Raw genomic sequence first — 14,019 nt, 5'->3', positions numbered from 1 at the left:
CTCTCGGTATCTGAGATACCAACGGTATGCGAACTGAGGGCGAGAGACGATGACCGAAGCGGTGCTGGAGGTGAACGACCTCACACGACGATTCGGAGCGGTCGTCGCCAATGACGGGATCGAGCTGCGGGTGCGAGCGGGAGAGGTCGTCGGCCTGCTCGGCCACAACGGGGCGGGCAAGACGACCCTCGTCTCCCAGATCGTCGGCCTGCTGCGGTCGGACCAGGGGACGATCCGGGTGGCCGGCGTCGATGCGATCGCGGCTCCCGCGGCAGCGCGTCGACGGGTGGCGCTGCAACCGCAGGCGCAGGCGCCGCTGGACGGCCTCACGCCGAGGACCGCCATCGAGATCGCGGGACGGATGCGCGGTCTCTCCCGCGCGGACACGCGGCGCTCGGCACGCCTGCTGGCCGAGGAGCTGGACATCGGCGAGTGGCTCGATCGCCGCGCGACTCCGGACGGCGGCGGGCTGTCCGGAGGCGTCCGCCGTCTCACCGCGTTCGCCATGGCCGCCGTCGCCCCCGTACCATTGGTCGTCCTCGACGAGCCGACCAATGATGTCGACGCCGGTCGCCGGCGCCGCCTATGGAAGACGGTACGGCGCCTCGGAGACCAGGGCGCCGGTGTGCTGCTCGTCACGCACAACGTCACGGAGGCCGAACGGGTCGTCGACTCGCTCGTCGTGCTGGATCGCGGTCAGGTGGTCGCGGCAGGCTCCCCCAGCCAGTTGCGGGGCTCGGCTGACGATGACCTGCAGCTCGAGCTGTCGCTTCATCCGGAAGGTGCGGACCTGGCGCTCCCTGAGCCCGCGATTCCGGTCATCCGTCGCGTTCGTTCCGGACGCCGGGTGCTGATGACGCTGGCTGCCACCGATGCTGAGCCTGCCGTCGCCTGGACGACAGCTCTACGGTCGTCCGATCTCATCGACGGGTATTCGCTGGCTCCCGCCACGCTCGAGGACGCGTATCTCGCGGCGACCGCGAGCACCGACGCACTCACGAAGGATGCCGCCGATGTCTGAGCTTTCCGTTCTCGAGCCGACCCGCTCACCCGCGCGCGCGCCGCGGAGAACCAGCCTCTGGGTCGGGTATGCCACCCTGCTGCGATGGACGATGGCGCAGACCGGTAGCATGCTCCCGTTTGTCATCGTCGCGCAGGCGGTCCTCGCAGCCGGGATCATCATCGGGTTCGGGCTGCTCATCCCCGACATCGACACCGCGTCCGCGCAGTTCCTCTCCACGGGCGCGCCGACCGTGCTGCTGATGATCATCGGACCCGTCATGGTCGCGACGGGCGTCGCCCAGGCGCGCACGAGCGGCACCTTCACCTACCTGCGCGCACTGCCGGTGCCCAGGGTGCTGGTGCTGTTCGCCGACCTGACCGTGTGGCTTGCGGTCATGCTCCCGAGCGTCGCGGTCGCGGTCGTCGTCGCGCAGCTGCGGTACGGATTCGGCTACTCGTTCGACTGGCCGCTCCTGCTCACGGCATCCGTTCTGACGGCCCTCACCGCCAGCGCGATCGGGTACGCGATCGCGGTCGCCCTGCCGCCGCTGCTCACACAGCTCGTCACGCAGGTGCTGGTGTTCTTCGTGATGCTGTTCTCACCGATCACGTTCCCGACGAGCAGACTCCCGGAGTGGTTCCAGATCGTGCACGACGTCCTCCCGTTCCGCCCGGCCGCAGATCTGATCCGTGCGGGGCTGCTGTCGGACACCTACGCCGCGAGCGGACGGGATTTGTTCGTGCTCCTCGCCTGGTGCGCGCTCGCACTGGCCGTCAGCATCCGGGCGATGGTTCGCCGGGGGTGAGGACCGCCGAGGGCTCGGCTTCAGGGCGAGAAGTCGACACGTAATGTCGGCGGTGCGACGTACGCTCACCGCATGGATGCCGGACGCGCACTGCGAGGACTCATGGTGGCCATCGACGAGCATCGATGGGATGACCTCGGAGCTTTCCTGCATCCGGATTTCGTGTGCCGGCTCGTCCACACCGGCGAGTCCTTCGGTCGCGAGGACTGGATCCGCTTCAACCGCGACTACCCCGGGTTCGAACACCTGTCGATCGAGGACTTCGTGTCCGGCACCGACGAAGCGGTGTGCCGGTCGCACGTCACCTGTCGGGGCGATGACGGCCTCCAGCACTTCGAATGTGCGAGCTTCGCGCGCATGCAGGACGGCATGATCGTGCGGCTCACCGAGGTCTGGACCGATGTCGAACAGCAGGCACCTCCTGGCACGCGTCCGCACATCGTCGCCGACGCGGGTTGAGTCCGGCGCCGACATGGGCCGAGCCACGATGCTGTCAGCGACCTGAGACGGATGCCGTCGCGCGCACGCCCGCGATGATCATCGCGAGTCCGGCGTCGAAGTCGCCAGCGCGATCGTCGAGCCCCTCCGGTACGAGATCGACCGACGCGTCGGCTGCGCCGACGACCGCCGCGTGGAGCCGCTGCTGCTCGTGGAACGTGTAACCGATCACGTAGTGCACGATCGTGTCGGCGGCGACGTCGGCGGCCGCGGCATCCAGGCCCATGTCTCGCGCCGCACTCACCAGGGCGGCGCGAGCCGGCAACTCGAGCAGTCCGAGCGCGAGCGAGCTCGAGACGATCTCGGCGCCGTCTCGATGCGCGAGCAGGCGGTCGCGCAGGGCTTGGGCGATGGCGTCCACCTCAGGGGGCGCCGATCCGGCTCCGACGATCTGCGCGCTGACCGCGGCGAGCAGAGCCTGCTTGTTCGGGAAGTGCCAGTACAACGCGCTGACCTGCACGTCGATCTCGTCTGCGATGCGGCGCATGGAAAGACCCGGAAGACCGCTGTCGGCGAGCACGCGCATGGCCGCGGCCACCACGTCGGTCTTGTCGTTGCGGGCGGATGCGGGTGCGGCGCTCATCCTGCTACTCTACCGAACAGTGTTCTATAGAACGGTGTTCAGGAGAACAGCGTTCGGGATGATCTGAAGGAGAATCATGTCCGCACCCGCAGCCCGCCTCGCCACCGCGCCCGTGCTCGCCGACCTCATCCGAGTCGACTCTCGGCAGACCGCGCGTGTGCGCGATGCGATCCTGACCCTCGCGGGGACGGCGTTCATCACGATTGCCGGGTACATCATCATCCCGCTGCCGTTCACGCCGGTGCCGATCTCACTGGCGACCTTCGCGGTACTGCTCACGGGCGCGGCCCTCGGCCCCCTGCGCGGCGGGATGAGCGCCGGCATCTACCTCGCACTCGGCCTCGTCGGAGTGCCGCTGTTCGCGAACGGGCAGTTCGGCTGGGCGTTCGCCTCGTTCGGCTACATCATCGGATACATCGCGGCAACGCTGCTGGTCGGCATCCTGGCCCGGCGCCGATCCGATCGGAACGTCTGGACGACGCTCGGACTCGCGACCCTCGGCTCCCTGGCGATCTACGCCTTCGGAGTGCCGTGGCTCGCCGTGTTCCTCGGCGTCGACCTCGCGACTGCTCTGATGCTCGGGGTGGTTCCGTTCCTCATCGGCGACGCCATCAAGATCGTGGCCATGTCGGCACTGCTCCCGACGACCTGGCGCATCGTCGACCGCACGCGGTCCTGAGTCGCCGCGGCGGCGGGACGGCACCCCGGTCAGAGCACGTCGCCGCCGAACCGTTTCGCCGACGCGACCTGCTGCGCCACGCGCCGCAGCGCCAGCAGCAGCGGCTCGACGAGCGCCGAGCCGAGGACGACGTACTGCACCGCCGCCTCGGGCGATGATGTCGGGACGCCGGCGATCTCGGCATCCGCGATCTCGCGCATGCTCGTGAGATACGTGGCCATCAGCGCGGGCGCGACCTCGAAGCCTGCCGCCTTCAGCCCATCGAGTGCACGCGCCACGGCGTACAGCACGGACTCCTCGCCGGTTCCTGGCTCCCACCCCAGCTGCCGTGCCAGATCTTTCGCCGCCACGAGGTCGAGAGCGTCATCGGCGGGCGGTGCGATCGCGACGTGAGCGGAGCCGAGCAGCAGGTGCGCGCTGGTCGGCGGATCATCGAGGGTCTCGACGACGCGCCGCACGCCGGCGATGCTCACTCCGGCAGCGACCAGAGCGCGGATCACACCGAGTCGCTTCACGTGCGCCTCGCCGTACGACGCCTGCGTCGGTGCACTGCGCTCGCCCTCCGGCAGCAGTTGCTCGCGCAGGTAGTACTTGATCGTCGGCACCGGGACGCCGGACTTCGTCGACAGTTCTGAGATTCTCACGATCACCTCTTGACATCGATAGTAGCGCTATCCATTATGGATAGTGTCGCTATCCAATCGGGAGGAAGCCATGTCGAAAGCCATCTCGGGCCGCATGACCCATCGCTACGAGGGCGAACTGGTCGTCTTCCACATCGGGATGCAGATCAACCGATGGTGGCGTCCAGATGTCTGGATGCCGGCATTCTTCGCGATGCCGGGAATGCTGCGCGAGCTGTCGCAGGACGCCGATTCGGGCCTGCTCGGCTATGAGCTGCTGTTCGGCCGTGGCGGTCCGTACGTCGTGCAGTACTGGTCGTCCATCGACAAGCTCTACGCATACGCCGCAACACCGACGCAGAAGCACCGCCCGGCATGGACGCGGTTCAACCAGGCCGCGCGCAAGAAGCCCGGCGTCATGGGCGTGTGGCACGAGACGTTCCTCGTCGAGCGCGCCGAGAGCATCTACGTCTCCACGCCGCTGATGGGGCTGCCCAAAGCCACCGAACTCGTCGAGGTAGGTCGTCGCGGCGATCGGGCGCGCGCACGGTTCGAAGAGGGGCGGACGGTCGCCACTCCGTGATGGTCATGCGGCTGTGCTGTATGACCTTTGCTGGCCTCGCCGCCTGAGAACCGACAGAATCCATACCTCACGACGCCAGTAGACTGAAGAGGCCCCGCCACACCTCTTCCCTTGGAGCGCGCGTGACCACCGCCCCCGAAGCATCCGCTCGTCAGCACGTCCCCGACTCCGTCTCGAACGCCGAGGCGACCCCCGAGAAGGAGCAGCCCTACGGCGCGCTCGGGCTCAAGGACGACGAGTATGCCCGCATCCGCGAGATCCTCGGCCGCCGCCCCACGAGCGGCGAGCTGGCCATGTACTCGGTCATGTGGTCGGAGCACTGCTCGTACAAGAGCTCGAAGAATTACCTCAAGAGATTCGGCCAGAAGGTCTCCGACGAGATGCGCGAGCGCCTCATGGTCGGCATGGGCCAGAACGCGGGCGTCATCGACGTCGGCGAGGGCTGGGCCGTCACCTTCAAGGCCGAGTCGCACAACCACCCGAGCTTCATCGAGCCGTTCCAGGGCGCTGCGACCGGCGTCGGCGGCATCGTCCGCGACATCATCTCGATGGGCGCGCGCCCCGTGGCCGTGATGGATGCTCTCCGCTTCGGCGCGATCGACTACCCCGACACCGCCCGCGTCGTGCACGGCGTCACCGCCGGCATCAGCTTCTACGGCAACTGCCTGGGCCTGCCCAACATCGGCGGCGAGACGGTCTTCGACTCCGTCTACCAGGCCAACCCGCTGGTCAACGCCCTCGCGGTCGGCGTCCTCCGCCACGAGGACCTCAAGCTCGCGAACGCCGAGGGCGTCGGCAACAAGGTCGTCCTGTTCGGTGCGCGCACCGGCGGCGACGGCATCGGCGGAGCCAGCATCCTCGCCTCCGACTCCTTCGACGACGGCGGCCCCACCAAGCGCCCCGCCGTGCAGGTCGGCGACCCGTTCGCCGAGAAAGTGCTCATCGAGTGCTGCCTGGAGCTGTACAAGAAGGAGCTCGTCGAGGCCATCCAGGACCTCGGCGCGGCCGGCATCTCGTGCGCCACCAGCGAGCTCGCCGCCAACGGCAACTCGGGCATGCACGTCTCGCTCGACAACGTCCTGCTGCGTGACCCCACCCTGACCGCTGAGGAGATCCTCATGTCGGAGTCGCAGGAGCGCATGATGGCGATCGTCGCCCCCGAGAAGCTCGACGCCTTCATGGAGGTCGTCACCAAGTGGGACGTCGAGACGAGCGTGCTCGGCGAGGTCACCGGCGACGGCCGCCTCGTCATCGACTGGCAGGGCGAGCGCATCGTCGACGTCGACCCGTCGACGGTCGCAGTCGACGGGCCGGTCTACGACCGCCCGGTCGCCTACCCGACGTGGATCGACGCTCTGCAGGCGGATGCCGCCGAGCTCCTGCCCCGCACGGATGACCCCGACGTGCTGCGCGAGCAGTTCCTGCGGCTGGTCGCGAGCCCGAACCTCGCCGACACCCGCTGGATCACCAACCAGTACGACTACTACGTGCTCGGCAACACCGCCCTGGCGTTCCCCGACGATGCCGGCATGATCCGCGTCGACGAGGAGTCCGGCCTCGGCTTCGCGATCTCGACCGACGCGAACGGCCGCTACTGCCAGCTCGACCCGTACGCCGGCGCGCAGCTGGCCCTGGCCGAGGCGTACCGCAACGTCGCCGTCACCGGCGCCGAGCCCACCGCGATCACCGACTGCCTGAACTTCGGATCCCCCGAGAACCCCGAGGTCATGTGGCAGTTCGGGCAGACGGTCGACGGCCTCGCCGACGGATGCTACGAGCTGGGCACCCCGGTCACCGGCGGCAACGTCTCGTTCTACAACCAGACCGGCGACGTCCCGATCCACCCGACGCCGCTCGTCGGCGTGCTCGGCATCATCGACGACGTCTCGCGCCGCATCCCGTCGGGCTGGCAGGACGAGGGCCAGAACATCTACCTGCTCGGCACCACCCAGACCGAGCTGTCGGGCTCGGCCTGGGCCGACGTCGTCCACGACCACCTCGGCGGTCTCCCGCCGAAGGTCGACCTCGCCGCCGAGAAGACCCTCGCCGGGCTGATCGGCGCGGCCCGCGACGAGTGGCTGATCTCGTCCGCGCACGACGTGTCCGAGGGCGGCCTCGCGCAGGCTCTCGCCGAGGGCGTCATGCGCTTCGGCGTCGGCGCGCGCGTCTGGCTCACCGAGCTCATGGAGCGCGACGGGGTGGATGCCGCATCCGCTCTCTTCTCGGAATCGACCGGCCGCGTCATCGTGACCGTGCCCCGCGAGGAGGACGTGAAGTTCCGCGGCCTCTGCGAGGGACGCGGCTACCCCGTTCTGCGCATCGGCGTGACCGACACCGTCGCCGACCTCGAGGTCACGGGGCTGTTCACGGTGAGCGCCGCCGAGCTGCGCGAGACGTCGCAGGCCACGCTGCCCGCCGCCTTCGGCCCGACCGTCGCGGAGCCGGTGGCATGACCGACGACCTCAGCGAGGACTACGGCGACCTCGGGGAGCGGCGCAACCGCCGCATCCGCGTGGTCGCGTGGATCGCGATCATCTCACTGATCCTCGTCGGCGGCGGCGCCACCGTGCTGAGCCTGCTGTTCGGCTGACGCGCTCCCGACAGCAGCCCGCCTCAGCGCGCGAACAGGAACCGCGCGAGGCTCAGGATCGCGTCGCGATCCTGAGATCCACGCCCCAGCGACTCCACGATGATCGCCCCGAGGATCGCTCCGCCGATCTGCTCCACGGGCGCGTCGGCGGCGAGCTGACCGTCGCGGATGCCGCCGCGCAACCGGCCGGACAGATGCTCCTCCACGCCCAGGCTCTCACCGAGATGCGCACCGACCGCTGCATTTTCGGTCGCCGCGGCGACGAGCGATCGCAGCAGCGCACCGCCCTGTGGAGCATCCAGGATCGACAGCACGCTGCGCGGCGGGCCGTACGCTGGGGTCATGACCGATCCCGAGCTGCGCACCCTGCTGGAGGAGCTCCGCCGCCAGGCGAGCGAGCGGAGCGCGGCGCTCGAGACCGCCCTCGCGCAGCTCACCCACGACCGCAGCAGCCAGAGCGATGACGACGAGCACGACCCGGAGGGCGTGCCGCTGTCAGCGGAATGGTCGCGTCTGAGCGGACTGCTCGACGGCGCCCGCGAAGAACTGCAGCAGGTCGACGCAGCGCTCGCGCGAATGGATGCCGGAACCTACGGCTTCTGCACGAACTGCGGTCGCCGGATCCCGTTCGAGCGTCTGCGCGTGCGTCCGTTCGCCGAACTCTGCGTGCCGTGCGCCGAGAAGCTCGGGCGCTGACCGGAATCTCGCCCTCGCGCGTCGAGCCCGTTGGGTCTCGAGGATGGTCATCGTGTCGATGTAGTCATCCAGCGGCATCGCGTGCGGATCGTCGGCGCGACCGGGCATGAGGTCGGTCTGCACGGACGGCGGCACGACTCGACGATCCGCACGCTCGTGCCGGCGAACTGCAGGTCGACTGCCAGGTGCTGTTCACCGAGGACCGCGGGCAGGCGCTCCTCGTGCTCACCGCGGCACCCCGCAGCGACGACGAGGAGAAGATCCGGCTGCTGCGAGTGGTCGGCGCCCAGCGGTTCTGAGCGGCTACTCCGAGTCGGCCTTGCGCGCACCCGCTTCGAGCACGTCGCCGGCAGGCAGCTCCTGGTGACCGCCGAACTGCAGCCGCATCGCCGAGAGCACCTGGTTCGCGAACTGGTCCTCGTCGCGCGAGGCGAACCGCTCGAACAGGGATGCCGCGAGGACGGGAACCGGCACGCCGACGTCGACGGCGGCTTTGACCGTCCAGCGGCCCTCACCCGAGTCCGAGACGCGGCCGGCGAGCCCGTCGAGGGTCGGGTTCTCGGCGAGCGCCGCCGCCGTGAGGTCGAGCAGCCACGATGAGATGACCGATCCGCGACGCCAGAGCTCCGAGACCGCGGCCGTGTCGATCGGGAACTGGTAGAACTCCGGCTCCTCGAGCGGAGCGACCTCGGCGGAGTGCTCGGCCTCGCGCACGCCGGCATCCGCGTTGTGGAGCAGGTTCAGGCCCTCGGCGATCGCGGCCATGATGCCGTACTCGATGCCGTTGTGCACCATCTTGACGAAGTGCCCCGAACCCGCGGGACCGGTGTGCAGGTAGCCCTGCTCCTCGGGGGCCAGGTCGCCGGTTCGGCCAGGGGTGCGCTCGATCTCGCCCGGGCCGGGGGCGATCGTCTTCAGGATCGGCTCGATGTGCGCGTAGGCTCGCTCGGACCCGCCGACCATGAGGCAGTACCCGCGCTCGAGACCGAAGACGCCGCCGCTGGTGCCGATGTCGACGTACTCGATGCCCTTCTCGCCGAGGGCTTTCGCCCGCCGCACGTCGTCGCGGTAGTTCGAGTTGCCGCCGTCGATGAGGATGTCGCCGGGCTCGAGCACGGCCGCGGCTTCGTCGGCGACCTTCCCCGTGAGCGAGGCCGGAACCATCATCCACACCACCCGCACGGGTGTCAGCTTCGCGACCAGGTCGCCCATGCTGTCGGCGCCCGTCGCGCCCTCCGCGACGAGTGCGGCGACGGCGTCCTGATTCACGTCGTAGACGACGCACTCGTGACCGTCGCGCATCAAGCGCCGGACGATGTTCGCGCCCATCCTGCCGAGTCCGATCATGGCCAGTTGCATGTCTGCTCCTCTCAGTCAGGGCTCACCGAGAGCCGATCCGTGGTCATCCTGGCACGGCATCCCGGGCGACGCCACCAGCTTGCCGGGCGTTGCCGCACTTCCCTCCGCGCGGGACCCGCCCCCGCTAGGATGAACGCATCATGGACGAGTTCCTCCAGGGTTTCTGGAACTTCGCGGGCAACTTCTGGTGGCTGATCTTCCCGATCATGGGGATGGCCGGAGGCATCGCGAAGGCCTGGGAGCGCGGCTCGAAGCGCCGGCACGAGCGCCGGCTCGAGACGTTGCGCCTCAAGGGCGAGATCAAAGCCGCGCAGTACGCCGCGCGAGGCCAGTCGGTGCCTGCGCGCGCCGCGGCGAAAGAGGTGGCATCCGGTGCGCAGCTCTCGTCGAAGGAGCTGCTGGAGCGTCTGTTCGCCGAGCACGACGAAATCACGGCGCGGTGGCTGGACTACGAGCTCGACGTCGCGAAGCTCATCGCCTACCCCGCCATGAGCGACGGCCGCCAGCCGCTGACCGCCGCGTTCCTGCGGGCGAAGAAGACCGCCGACAACCTGCGGCCGTCATCGTCGAGCGCGAAGGTCAGTGAGCAGCAGGTCAGCGAGTACCTGGATGCCGTCGGCAACGCCGCCGTCGCGTTCGAGATCGCCGAGAAGGATGCCCGGCGGCTGCGGAACTCCACGTTCTCCGAGGCGGAGCGCAAGAAGCTCGACCGGGCGCAGAAACTGCTGAAGGTCGCCGTCGACGAGTCGGCCACGCAGGCCGAGCGCAATGTCGCCTACAAGCGCGTACGGGAGGAGCTCGATGGTCTCATCGTCCTGAGTGACCAGGCCGTCGAGGTGCTCGAGAAGCAGGTCGCTCGCGAGATCACGGCGCCGGCCCAGGCAGCGCCGGCTCACGCGGCGTCGGCACCTGCGCAGGAGCCGGTCCCCGAGCCGATGCCGGTTCGCGACCGTCCTGTCCCGAACCGTGAGGAGCAGACCTGACGTGAAGATCGATCTGAGCGGCAGAACCGCGCTCGTCACGGGATCCACACAGGGCATCGGTCGGGGCGAGCTGCGGGATGCCGGCGATCAGTGCCGCAGCGACAAGGATCCCAGTTGTGCGGGTGAACCGAGCAGAAACGCGACGCGGGCACGCAGAAGCCCCGGCCGATCCGCCCGCAAGGGTCGGCCGGGGCTCGGTTGAGCCGAAGGCTTACTCGACGACCCAGTCGAACTGGTCGCCGTTCTCCTCGAGCCACTTGTCGACGGCGTCGGCCTCCTTGCCCTCGCCGAACTCGTTCACGACGAGGTCTTCGAGCGAGCCGTACTGCGCGTCGTCGAGCTTGATCTGCTCGACGAGCTCGGCGGCCTCGGGGAACTCCTCGGCGAAGCCCTTGTGACCCATGAAGTTCAGGGTCTCAGGGGTGCCCATGGCGCCCTCCGGGTCCTCGAGCGTCTTGACGTCGTACGAGCTGTTGGCCCAGAACGGCTTCCACAGCGTGACGACGACGTCCTCCTTGTTGTCGATCGCCTCGCCGAGCACGGTCAGCATGGCGGCGGTCGACGAGGTCTCGAGCGTGTACTCGTCCTCGAGGCCGTAGGTGGGGATCATCGAGTCCTGGGTGACACCGGTGAGGCCGGCGCCCGGCTCGATGCCGATGATCTTGCCGTCGAACATGTCGGCGTTGCCCTTGAGGTCGGCGATCGAGTCGATGTCGGTGTAGCTGGGCACCGCGATCGTCAGGACGGCGTTCTCGTAGTACGCGCCGAGATCCTCGAGGTCGTCGCCGTACTCGTCCATGTACTTCGCGTGGGTGACCTCGGGCCACGCCGACGGGTACATGTCGACGTCACCCTGGGCGAGGCCGGTGTACAGCGGGCCCGCCTCGGTCAGCGTCTGCATCTCGACCGTGTAGCCGAGCTTCTCGAACTGGTCCTGAAGCAGGTACGCCATGCTCAGGCCGTCCGTCCAGGAGGGGAGGAACCCGAGCGTGATGGTGCCCTTGCTCTCCTCGCCGCCGTCGCCTCCGGCGGTGTCGTTGCCCGTGGCGCACCCCGCGAGGGCGAGGGATGCCGTGAGGCCGAGTGCTGTGATGGCTGTGATGTGCCGGAACTTCTTCATGGTGCTTCCTTTCGTATGTTCTGCTGCGTTTCGTATGGGTTCAGGGGTGTCAAGCGACGTCGCCGCCGATCGGTGCGCGACGGGGAGAGGCCTTTGCGCGCTCGGCATCCCGCCGAGCATCCGCTGCATCGTTGCGCTGTGCAGCCCGACGGCGCGACAGCATCCCGAGCAGCGACGACGGGTAGTCCCCCGGCGTGCCGAGCGCCGCCGTCACGCGGTCGAGGAACACGGCCAGCAGCACGACGCCGAGGCCCGCCTCGACGCCCTTGCCGATGTTGACCGTCGAGATCGCCTCGACGACGAGCTTTCCGAGACCGTCGGCCCCGGCCATGCCGGCGATGACGGCCATCGACAGGGCGAGCATGATCACCTGGTTGATGCCGGCCATGATCGTCGGCATCGCGAGCGGCAGCTGGATGCCGCGCAGGATCTGCCCCGGCGTCGCGCCGAACGCGTGCCCGGCCTCGACGGTCTCGGAGTCGACGCCGCGGATGCCGAGCTCGGTCATGCGCACGCCCGGAGGCAGCGCGAAGATCACCGTGGCGACGAGGCCAGGCACGACGCCGATACTGAAGAACACGATCGCCGGGATCAGGTACACGAACGCCGGCATGGTCTGCATGAAGTCGAGCACCGGCTTGAGGATCATGCGCACGGTGTCGTTGCGCGCCGACCAGATGCCGAGCGGGATCGCGATGATCACGGCGACGAGGGCCGCCACGATCACCAGCGCCAACGTCTGCATGGCCGCGACCCACAGGCCCATGCTGAGGATCAGCAGGAACGAGACGACCGTGCCGATCGCCATCCAGATCGAGCGGACCGCCCACGCGATGAGCGCGGCGATGATGATCACGACGACCAGCGGCGTGCCGGTGAGGATGTCGGTGAGCCCGTCGACGAGGAACCGGACGATGAAGGCGATGAAGTCGAGCAGGCCCTCGAGGTTGTCCTTGATCCAGTCGACGCCGGCCTTGACCCACTCTCCGAGCGGAATGCGGAAACCGTCCATCAGCGCACCTCCTCCTCGGTCGCGGCGGCTTCGCCGGTGGCGGCATCCGCCTCTCCGAGCACGGCGTCGATCTCAGCCTGCGGAACCGGCAGGTGCGGCAGGGTGATCTCCTCGGTCGAGTTCGGGCCGGGGCCGAGTGCGGCCAGCAGGGTGATGCGCGGGATGACGCCGACAAGGCGCCCCTCGGCATCCACCACGGCGAGCGGCAGCGGCGACTCCACGGCGGGCACGAACAGGTTCATGAGGACCTCGTCCTCGGACACCGACTGCGGCACGGGCTTGATGACCGAGCCCAGCGCCGCCTCGCCCTTTCGGACGAGCTTGACGGCATCCCGGTCGGTGACCATGCCGAGGAGCTTCCGGTCCTTGCCGGTGACGTACGCGGCCGACATGTACGCATCGCGCATCTGACGCAGCGCCGTGCGGGGGCCGGCCGACTCGGCGACGACGGGACGCGGGCGCTCCATGACGTTGGATGCCGTGAGCACGCGTGCACGGTCGACGTCCTGCACGAACTGCTCGACGTAGTCGTTGGCGGGGTCGGTGAGGATGTCCTCGGGGGTGCCGATCTGGACGATGCGGCCGTCGCGCATCACGGCGATGCGGTCGCCGAGGAACATGGCCTCGTTGAGGTCGTGGGTGATGAAGACGATGGTCTTCTGCAGCTTCTCCTGCAGCTCCACCAGCTGCTCCTGCATCTCGCGACGGATCAGCGGGTCGAGGGCGCTGAACGCCTCGTCCATGAGCAGGATCTCGGTGTCTGCGGCGAGCGCACGGGCGATGCCGACGCGCTGCTGCATGCCACCGGAGAGCTCGCTGGGCAGCTTGTCGCCCCAGCCGTCGAGCCCGACCATCGCGAGCACCTCGTTCGCCTTCGCGCGGCGCGCGGTCTTGCTGACGCCCTTCAGCTCGAGCGGGTAGGCGACGTTGTCGGCGACCGTGCGGTGCGGCAGCAGCGCGAAGTGCTGGAACACCATCGACACGTTGTCGCGGCGGATCTCGCGCAGGCGGGATGCCGGGACGCCGGCGATCTCGTCGCCGCCGACCACGACCGAGCCGTCTGTGATGTCGTGCAGCCCGTTGAGCATGCGGATGATGGTGGACTTGCCCGAGCCGGACAGGCCCATGATGACGAAGATCTCGCCCTTGTTGACGGTGAAGCTCGCGTCGATGACGGCAGCCGTTCCGGCATCCTGCACGTCGGTACGGGATGCTCCGGACTTCAGCTTCTGGACCGCCTGCTTCGGATTCCTTCCGAAGACTTTGAACAGATGGCGCGCTTCAAGTGCGGTTTCGGTCACATTTCCCCCGCGGCCGCCGATTGTTCGGGTCTCGGAAGCCGGCTTCGATTTGCGCCCGGGTGATGTTCGCATGACCGTTTCGACAAGCTGCGCTGGCGGCGCTGACGGCGGGTTTCGGCCCCACCGCACGAACATCGACCATACGTCCACGCCTCTTCGCAGCACAGCACATTCGAAAGAAGGA

At 68.6% G+C, this 14,019-nt stretch carries 17 protein-coding genes; 10 read left to right on the top strand and 7 right to left on the bottom strand.

Annotation, left to right across the window (positions count from 1 at the left end):
* Nucleotides 1-49 precede the first annotated feature (49 nt).
* From KEC56_RS03265 to KEC56_RS03255, 3 genes are all read left to right on the top strand, one after another.
* Nucleotides 50-1,021 carry an ABC transporter ATP-binding protein gene (locus KEC56_RS03265; protein WP_227529790.1) on the top strand — a complete coding sequence of 324 codons (972 nt, stop codon included), beginning with the start codon at nt 50-52 and terminating at the stop codon, nt 1,019-1,021.
* Nucleotides 1,014-1,808 (top strand): ABC transporter permease, encoded by a 795-nt coding sequence (locus KEC56_RS03260; RefSeq protein WP_227529789.1) that lies wholly within the window; start codon nt 1,014-1,016, stop codon nt 1,806-1,808. The genes KEC56_RS03265 and KEC56_RS03260 overlap by 8 nt, the downstream gene beginning before the upstream one ends.
* A 72-nt stretch (nt 1,809-1,880) precedes the next feature.
* A complete protein-coding gene (locus KEC56_RS03255; protein ID WP_227529788.1) occupies nt 1,881-2,267 on the top strand; it encodes a nuclear transport factor 2 family protein in 387 nt (128 codons plus the stop codon).
* A 34-nt stretch (nt 2,268-2,301) separates the two neighbouring features.
* On the opposite strand, the gene KEC56_RS03250 is transcribed toward KEC56_RS03255, so the two are convergent.
* Complete coding sequence (locus KEC56_RS03250; RefSeq protein ID WP_227529787.1) at nt 2,302-2,889, bottom strand: TetR family transcriptional regulator; 588 nt, start codon at nt 2,887-2,889, stop codon at nt 2,302-2,304.
* A gap of 76 nt (nt 2,890-2,965) precedes the next feature.
* On the opposite strand from KEC56_RS03250, the gene KEC56_RS03245 reads away from it, so the two are divergent.
* A complete protein-coding gene (locus KEC56_RS03245) occupies nt 2,966-3,568 on the top strand; it encodes a biotin transporter BioY (RefSeq protein ID WP_227529786.1) in 603 nt (200 codons plus the stop codon).
* Nucleotides 3,569-3,597: 29 nt separating this feature from the next.
* On the opposite strand, the gene KEC56_RS03240 is transcribed toward KEC56_RS03245, so the two are convergent.
* Nucleotides 3,598-4,212, bottom strand: a complete 615-nt coding sequence (locus KEC56_RS03240; protein WP_227529785.1) for a MerR family transcriptional regulator — start codon at nt 4,210-4,212, stop codon at nt 3,598-3,600.
* Nucleotides 4,213-4,282: 70 nt separating this feature from the next.
* Here KEC56_RS03240 and KEC56_RS03235 point away from each other — a divergent pair, with 70 nt between their 5' ends.
* From KEC56_RS03235 to KEC56_RS03225, 3 genes are all read left to right on the top strand, one after another.
* Nucleotides 4,283-4,774 carry a DUF4188 domain-containing protein gene (locus KEC56_RS03235; protein WP_227529784.1) on the top strand — a complete coding sequence of 164 codons (492 nt, stop codon included), beginning with the start codon at nt 4,283-4,285 and terminating at the stop codon, nt 4,772-4,774.
* Between the two features lie 122 nt (nt 4,775-4,896).
* Entirely contained in the window at nt 4,897-7,227 is a 2,331-nt protein-coding gene (gene purL / locus KEC56_RS03230) for a phosphoribosylformylglycinamidine synthase subunit PurL (RefSeq protein ID WP_227529783.1), read from the top strand.
* The gene (locus tag KEC56_RS03225) at nt 7,224-7,364 is read left to right on the top strand and encodes a hypothetical protein (RefSeq protein ID WP_227529782.1); all 141 of its coding nucleotides are present in this window, start codon (nt 7,224-7,226) and stop codon (nt 7,362-7,364) included. The genes purL and KEC56_RS03225 overlap by 4 nt, the downstream gene beginning before the upstream one ends.
* Before the next feature lie 23 nt (nt 7,365-7,387).
* On the opposite strand, the gene KEC56_RS03220 is transcribed toward KEC56_RS03225, so the two are convergent.
* Entirely contained in the window at nt 7,388-7,708 is a 321-nt protein-coding gene (locus tag KEC56_RS03220; RefSeq protein WP_227529781.1) for a TetR family transcriptional regulator C-terminal domain-containing protein, read from the bottom strand.
* Between KEC56_RS03220 and KEC56_RS03215 the strand changes: the two genes are divergently transcribed.
* Both KEC56_RS03215 and KEC56_RS03210 read left to right on the top strand, forming a co-directional pair.
* Nucleotides 7,707-8,060, top strand: coding sequence for a TraR/DksA family transcriptional regulator (locus KEC56_RS03215; protein ID WP_227529780.1), 354 nt, complete (start codon nt 7,707-7,709; stop codon nt 8,058-8,060). The genes KEC56_RS03220 and KEC56_RS03215 overlap by 2 nt on opposite strands.
* A 185-nt stretch (nt 8,061-8,245) precedes the next feature.
* Nucleotides 8,246-8,359, top strand: coding sequence for a hypothetical protein (locus KEC56_RS03210; protein WP_308012992.1), 114 nt, complete (start codon nt 8,246-8,248; stop codon nt 8,357-8,359).
* A 4-nt stretch (nt 8,360-8,363) separates the two neighbouring features.
* Here the strand turns inward: KEC56_RS03210 and gnd are convergent, their stop codons facing one another.
* Nucleotides 8,364-9,419 (bottom strand): phosphogluconate dehydrogenase (NAD(+)-dependent, decarboxylating), encoded by a 1,056-nt coding sequence (gnd, locus tag KEC56_RS03205; protein ID WP_227529779.1) that lies wholly within the window; start codon nt 9,417-9,419, stop codon nt 8,364-8,366.
* 140 nt (nt 9,420-9,559) lie between these two features.
* Between gnd and KEC56_RS03200 the strand changes: the two genes are divergently transcribed.
* Nucleotides 9,560-10,402, top strand: a complete 843-nt coding sequence (locus tag KEC56_RS03200; protein WP_227529778.1) for a hypothetical protein — start codon at nt 9,560-9,562, stop codon at nt 10,400-10,402.
* Nucleotides 10,403-10,613: 211 nt separating this feature from the next.
* Here the strand turns inward: KEC56_RS03200 and KEC56_RS03195 are convergent, their stop codons facing one another.
* From KEC56_RS03195 to KEC56_RS03185, 3 genes are read right to left on the bottom strand one after another with little or no spacing between them, the layout of a single operon-like run.
* Nucleotides 10,614-11,522, bottom strand: coding sequence for a glycine betaine ABC transporter substrate-binding protein (locus tag KEC56_RS03195; protein ID WP_175987340.1), 909 nt, complete (start codon nt 11,520-11,522; stop codon nt 10,614-10,616).
* A gap of 49 nt (nt 11,523-11,571) precedes the next feature.
* Nucleotides 11,572-12,534 (bottom strand): ABC transporter permease, encoded by a 963-nt coding sequence (locus KEC56_RS03190; RefSeq protein ID WP_227529777.1) that lies wholly within the window; start codon nt 12,532-12,534, stop codon nt 11,572-11,574.
* On the bottom strand, nt 12,534-13,835 hold the full coding sequence (locus KEC56_RS03185; RefSeq protein ID WP_227529776.1) for a quaternary amine ABC transporter ATP-binding protein: 1,302 nt from the start codon (nt 13,833-13,835) through the stop codon (nt 12,534-12,536). Before KEC56_RS03185 ends, KEC56_RS03190 begins: the two co-directional genes overlap by 1 nt.
* Between the last annotated feature and the right edge of the window lie 184 nt (nt 13,836-14,019).

The sequence above is a fragment of the Microbacterium tenebrionis genome, from assembly GCF_020682665.1.
Taxonomy (GTDB): Bacteria; Actinomycetota; Actinomycetes; order Actinomycetales; family Microbacteriaceae; genus Microbacterium; species Microbacterium tenebrionis.
Note: the sequence above shows the minus strand (reverse complement) of the source record. Positions and strands in the feature narration are given on the sequence as shown.

Bases quoted from the DNA above. Each gene is read 5' to 3' on its own strand.
- KEC56_RS03255 (WP_227529788.1), top strand. From the start codon at position 1,881: ATGGATGCCGGACGCGCACTGCGAGGACTCATGGTGGCCATCGACGAG.
- KEC56_RS03200 (WP_227529778.1), top strand. From the start codon at position 9,560: ATGGACGAGTTCCTCCAGGGTTTCTGGAACTTCGCGGGCAACTTCTGG.
- gnd (WP_227529779.1), bottom strand. From the start codon at position 9,419: ATGCAACTGGCCATGATCGGACTCGGCAGGATGGGCGCGAACATCGTC.
- KEC56_RS03225 (WP_227529782.1), top strand. From the start codon at position 7,224: ATGACCGACGACCTCAGCGAGGACTACGGCGACCTCGGGGAGCGGCGC.
- KEC56_RS03190 (WP_227529777.1), bottom strand. From the start codon at position 12,534: ATGGACGGTTTCCGCATTCCGCTCGGAGAGTGGGTCAAGGCCGGCGTC.
- KEC56_RS03250 (WP_227529787.1), bottom strand. From the start codon at position 2,889: ATGAGCGCCGCACCCGCATCCGCCCGCAACGACAAGACCGACGTGGTG.
- KEC56_RS03215 (WP_227529780.1), top strand. From the start codon at position 7,707: ATGACCGATCCCGAGCTGCGCACCCTGCTGGAGGAGCTCCGCCGCCAG.
- KEC56_RS03265 (WP_227529790.1), top strand. From the start codon at position 50: ATGACCGAAGCGGTGCTGGAGGTGAACGACCTCACACGACGATTCGGA.
- KEC56_RS03220 (WP_227529781.1), bottom strand. From the start codon at position 7,708: ATGACCCCAGCGTACGGCCCGCCGCGCAGCGTGCTGTCGATCCTGGAT.
- KEC56_RS03235 (WP_227529784.1), top strand. From the start codon at position 4,283: ATGTCGAAAGCCATCTCGGGCCGCATGACCCATCGCTACGAGGGCGAA.
- KEC56_RS03260 (WP_227529789.1), top strand. From the start codon at position 1,014: ATGTCTGAGCTTTCCGTTCTCGAGCCGACCCGCTCACCCGCGCGCGCG.
- KEC56_RS03245 (WP_227529786.1), top strand. From the start codon at position 2,966: ATGTCCGCACCCGCAGCCCGCCTCGCCACCGCGCCCGTGCTCGCCGAC.
- KEC56_RS03195 (WP_175987340.1), bottom strand. From the start codon at position 11,522: ATGAAGAAGTTCCGGCACATCACAGCCATCACAGCACTCGGCCTCACG.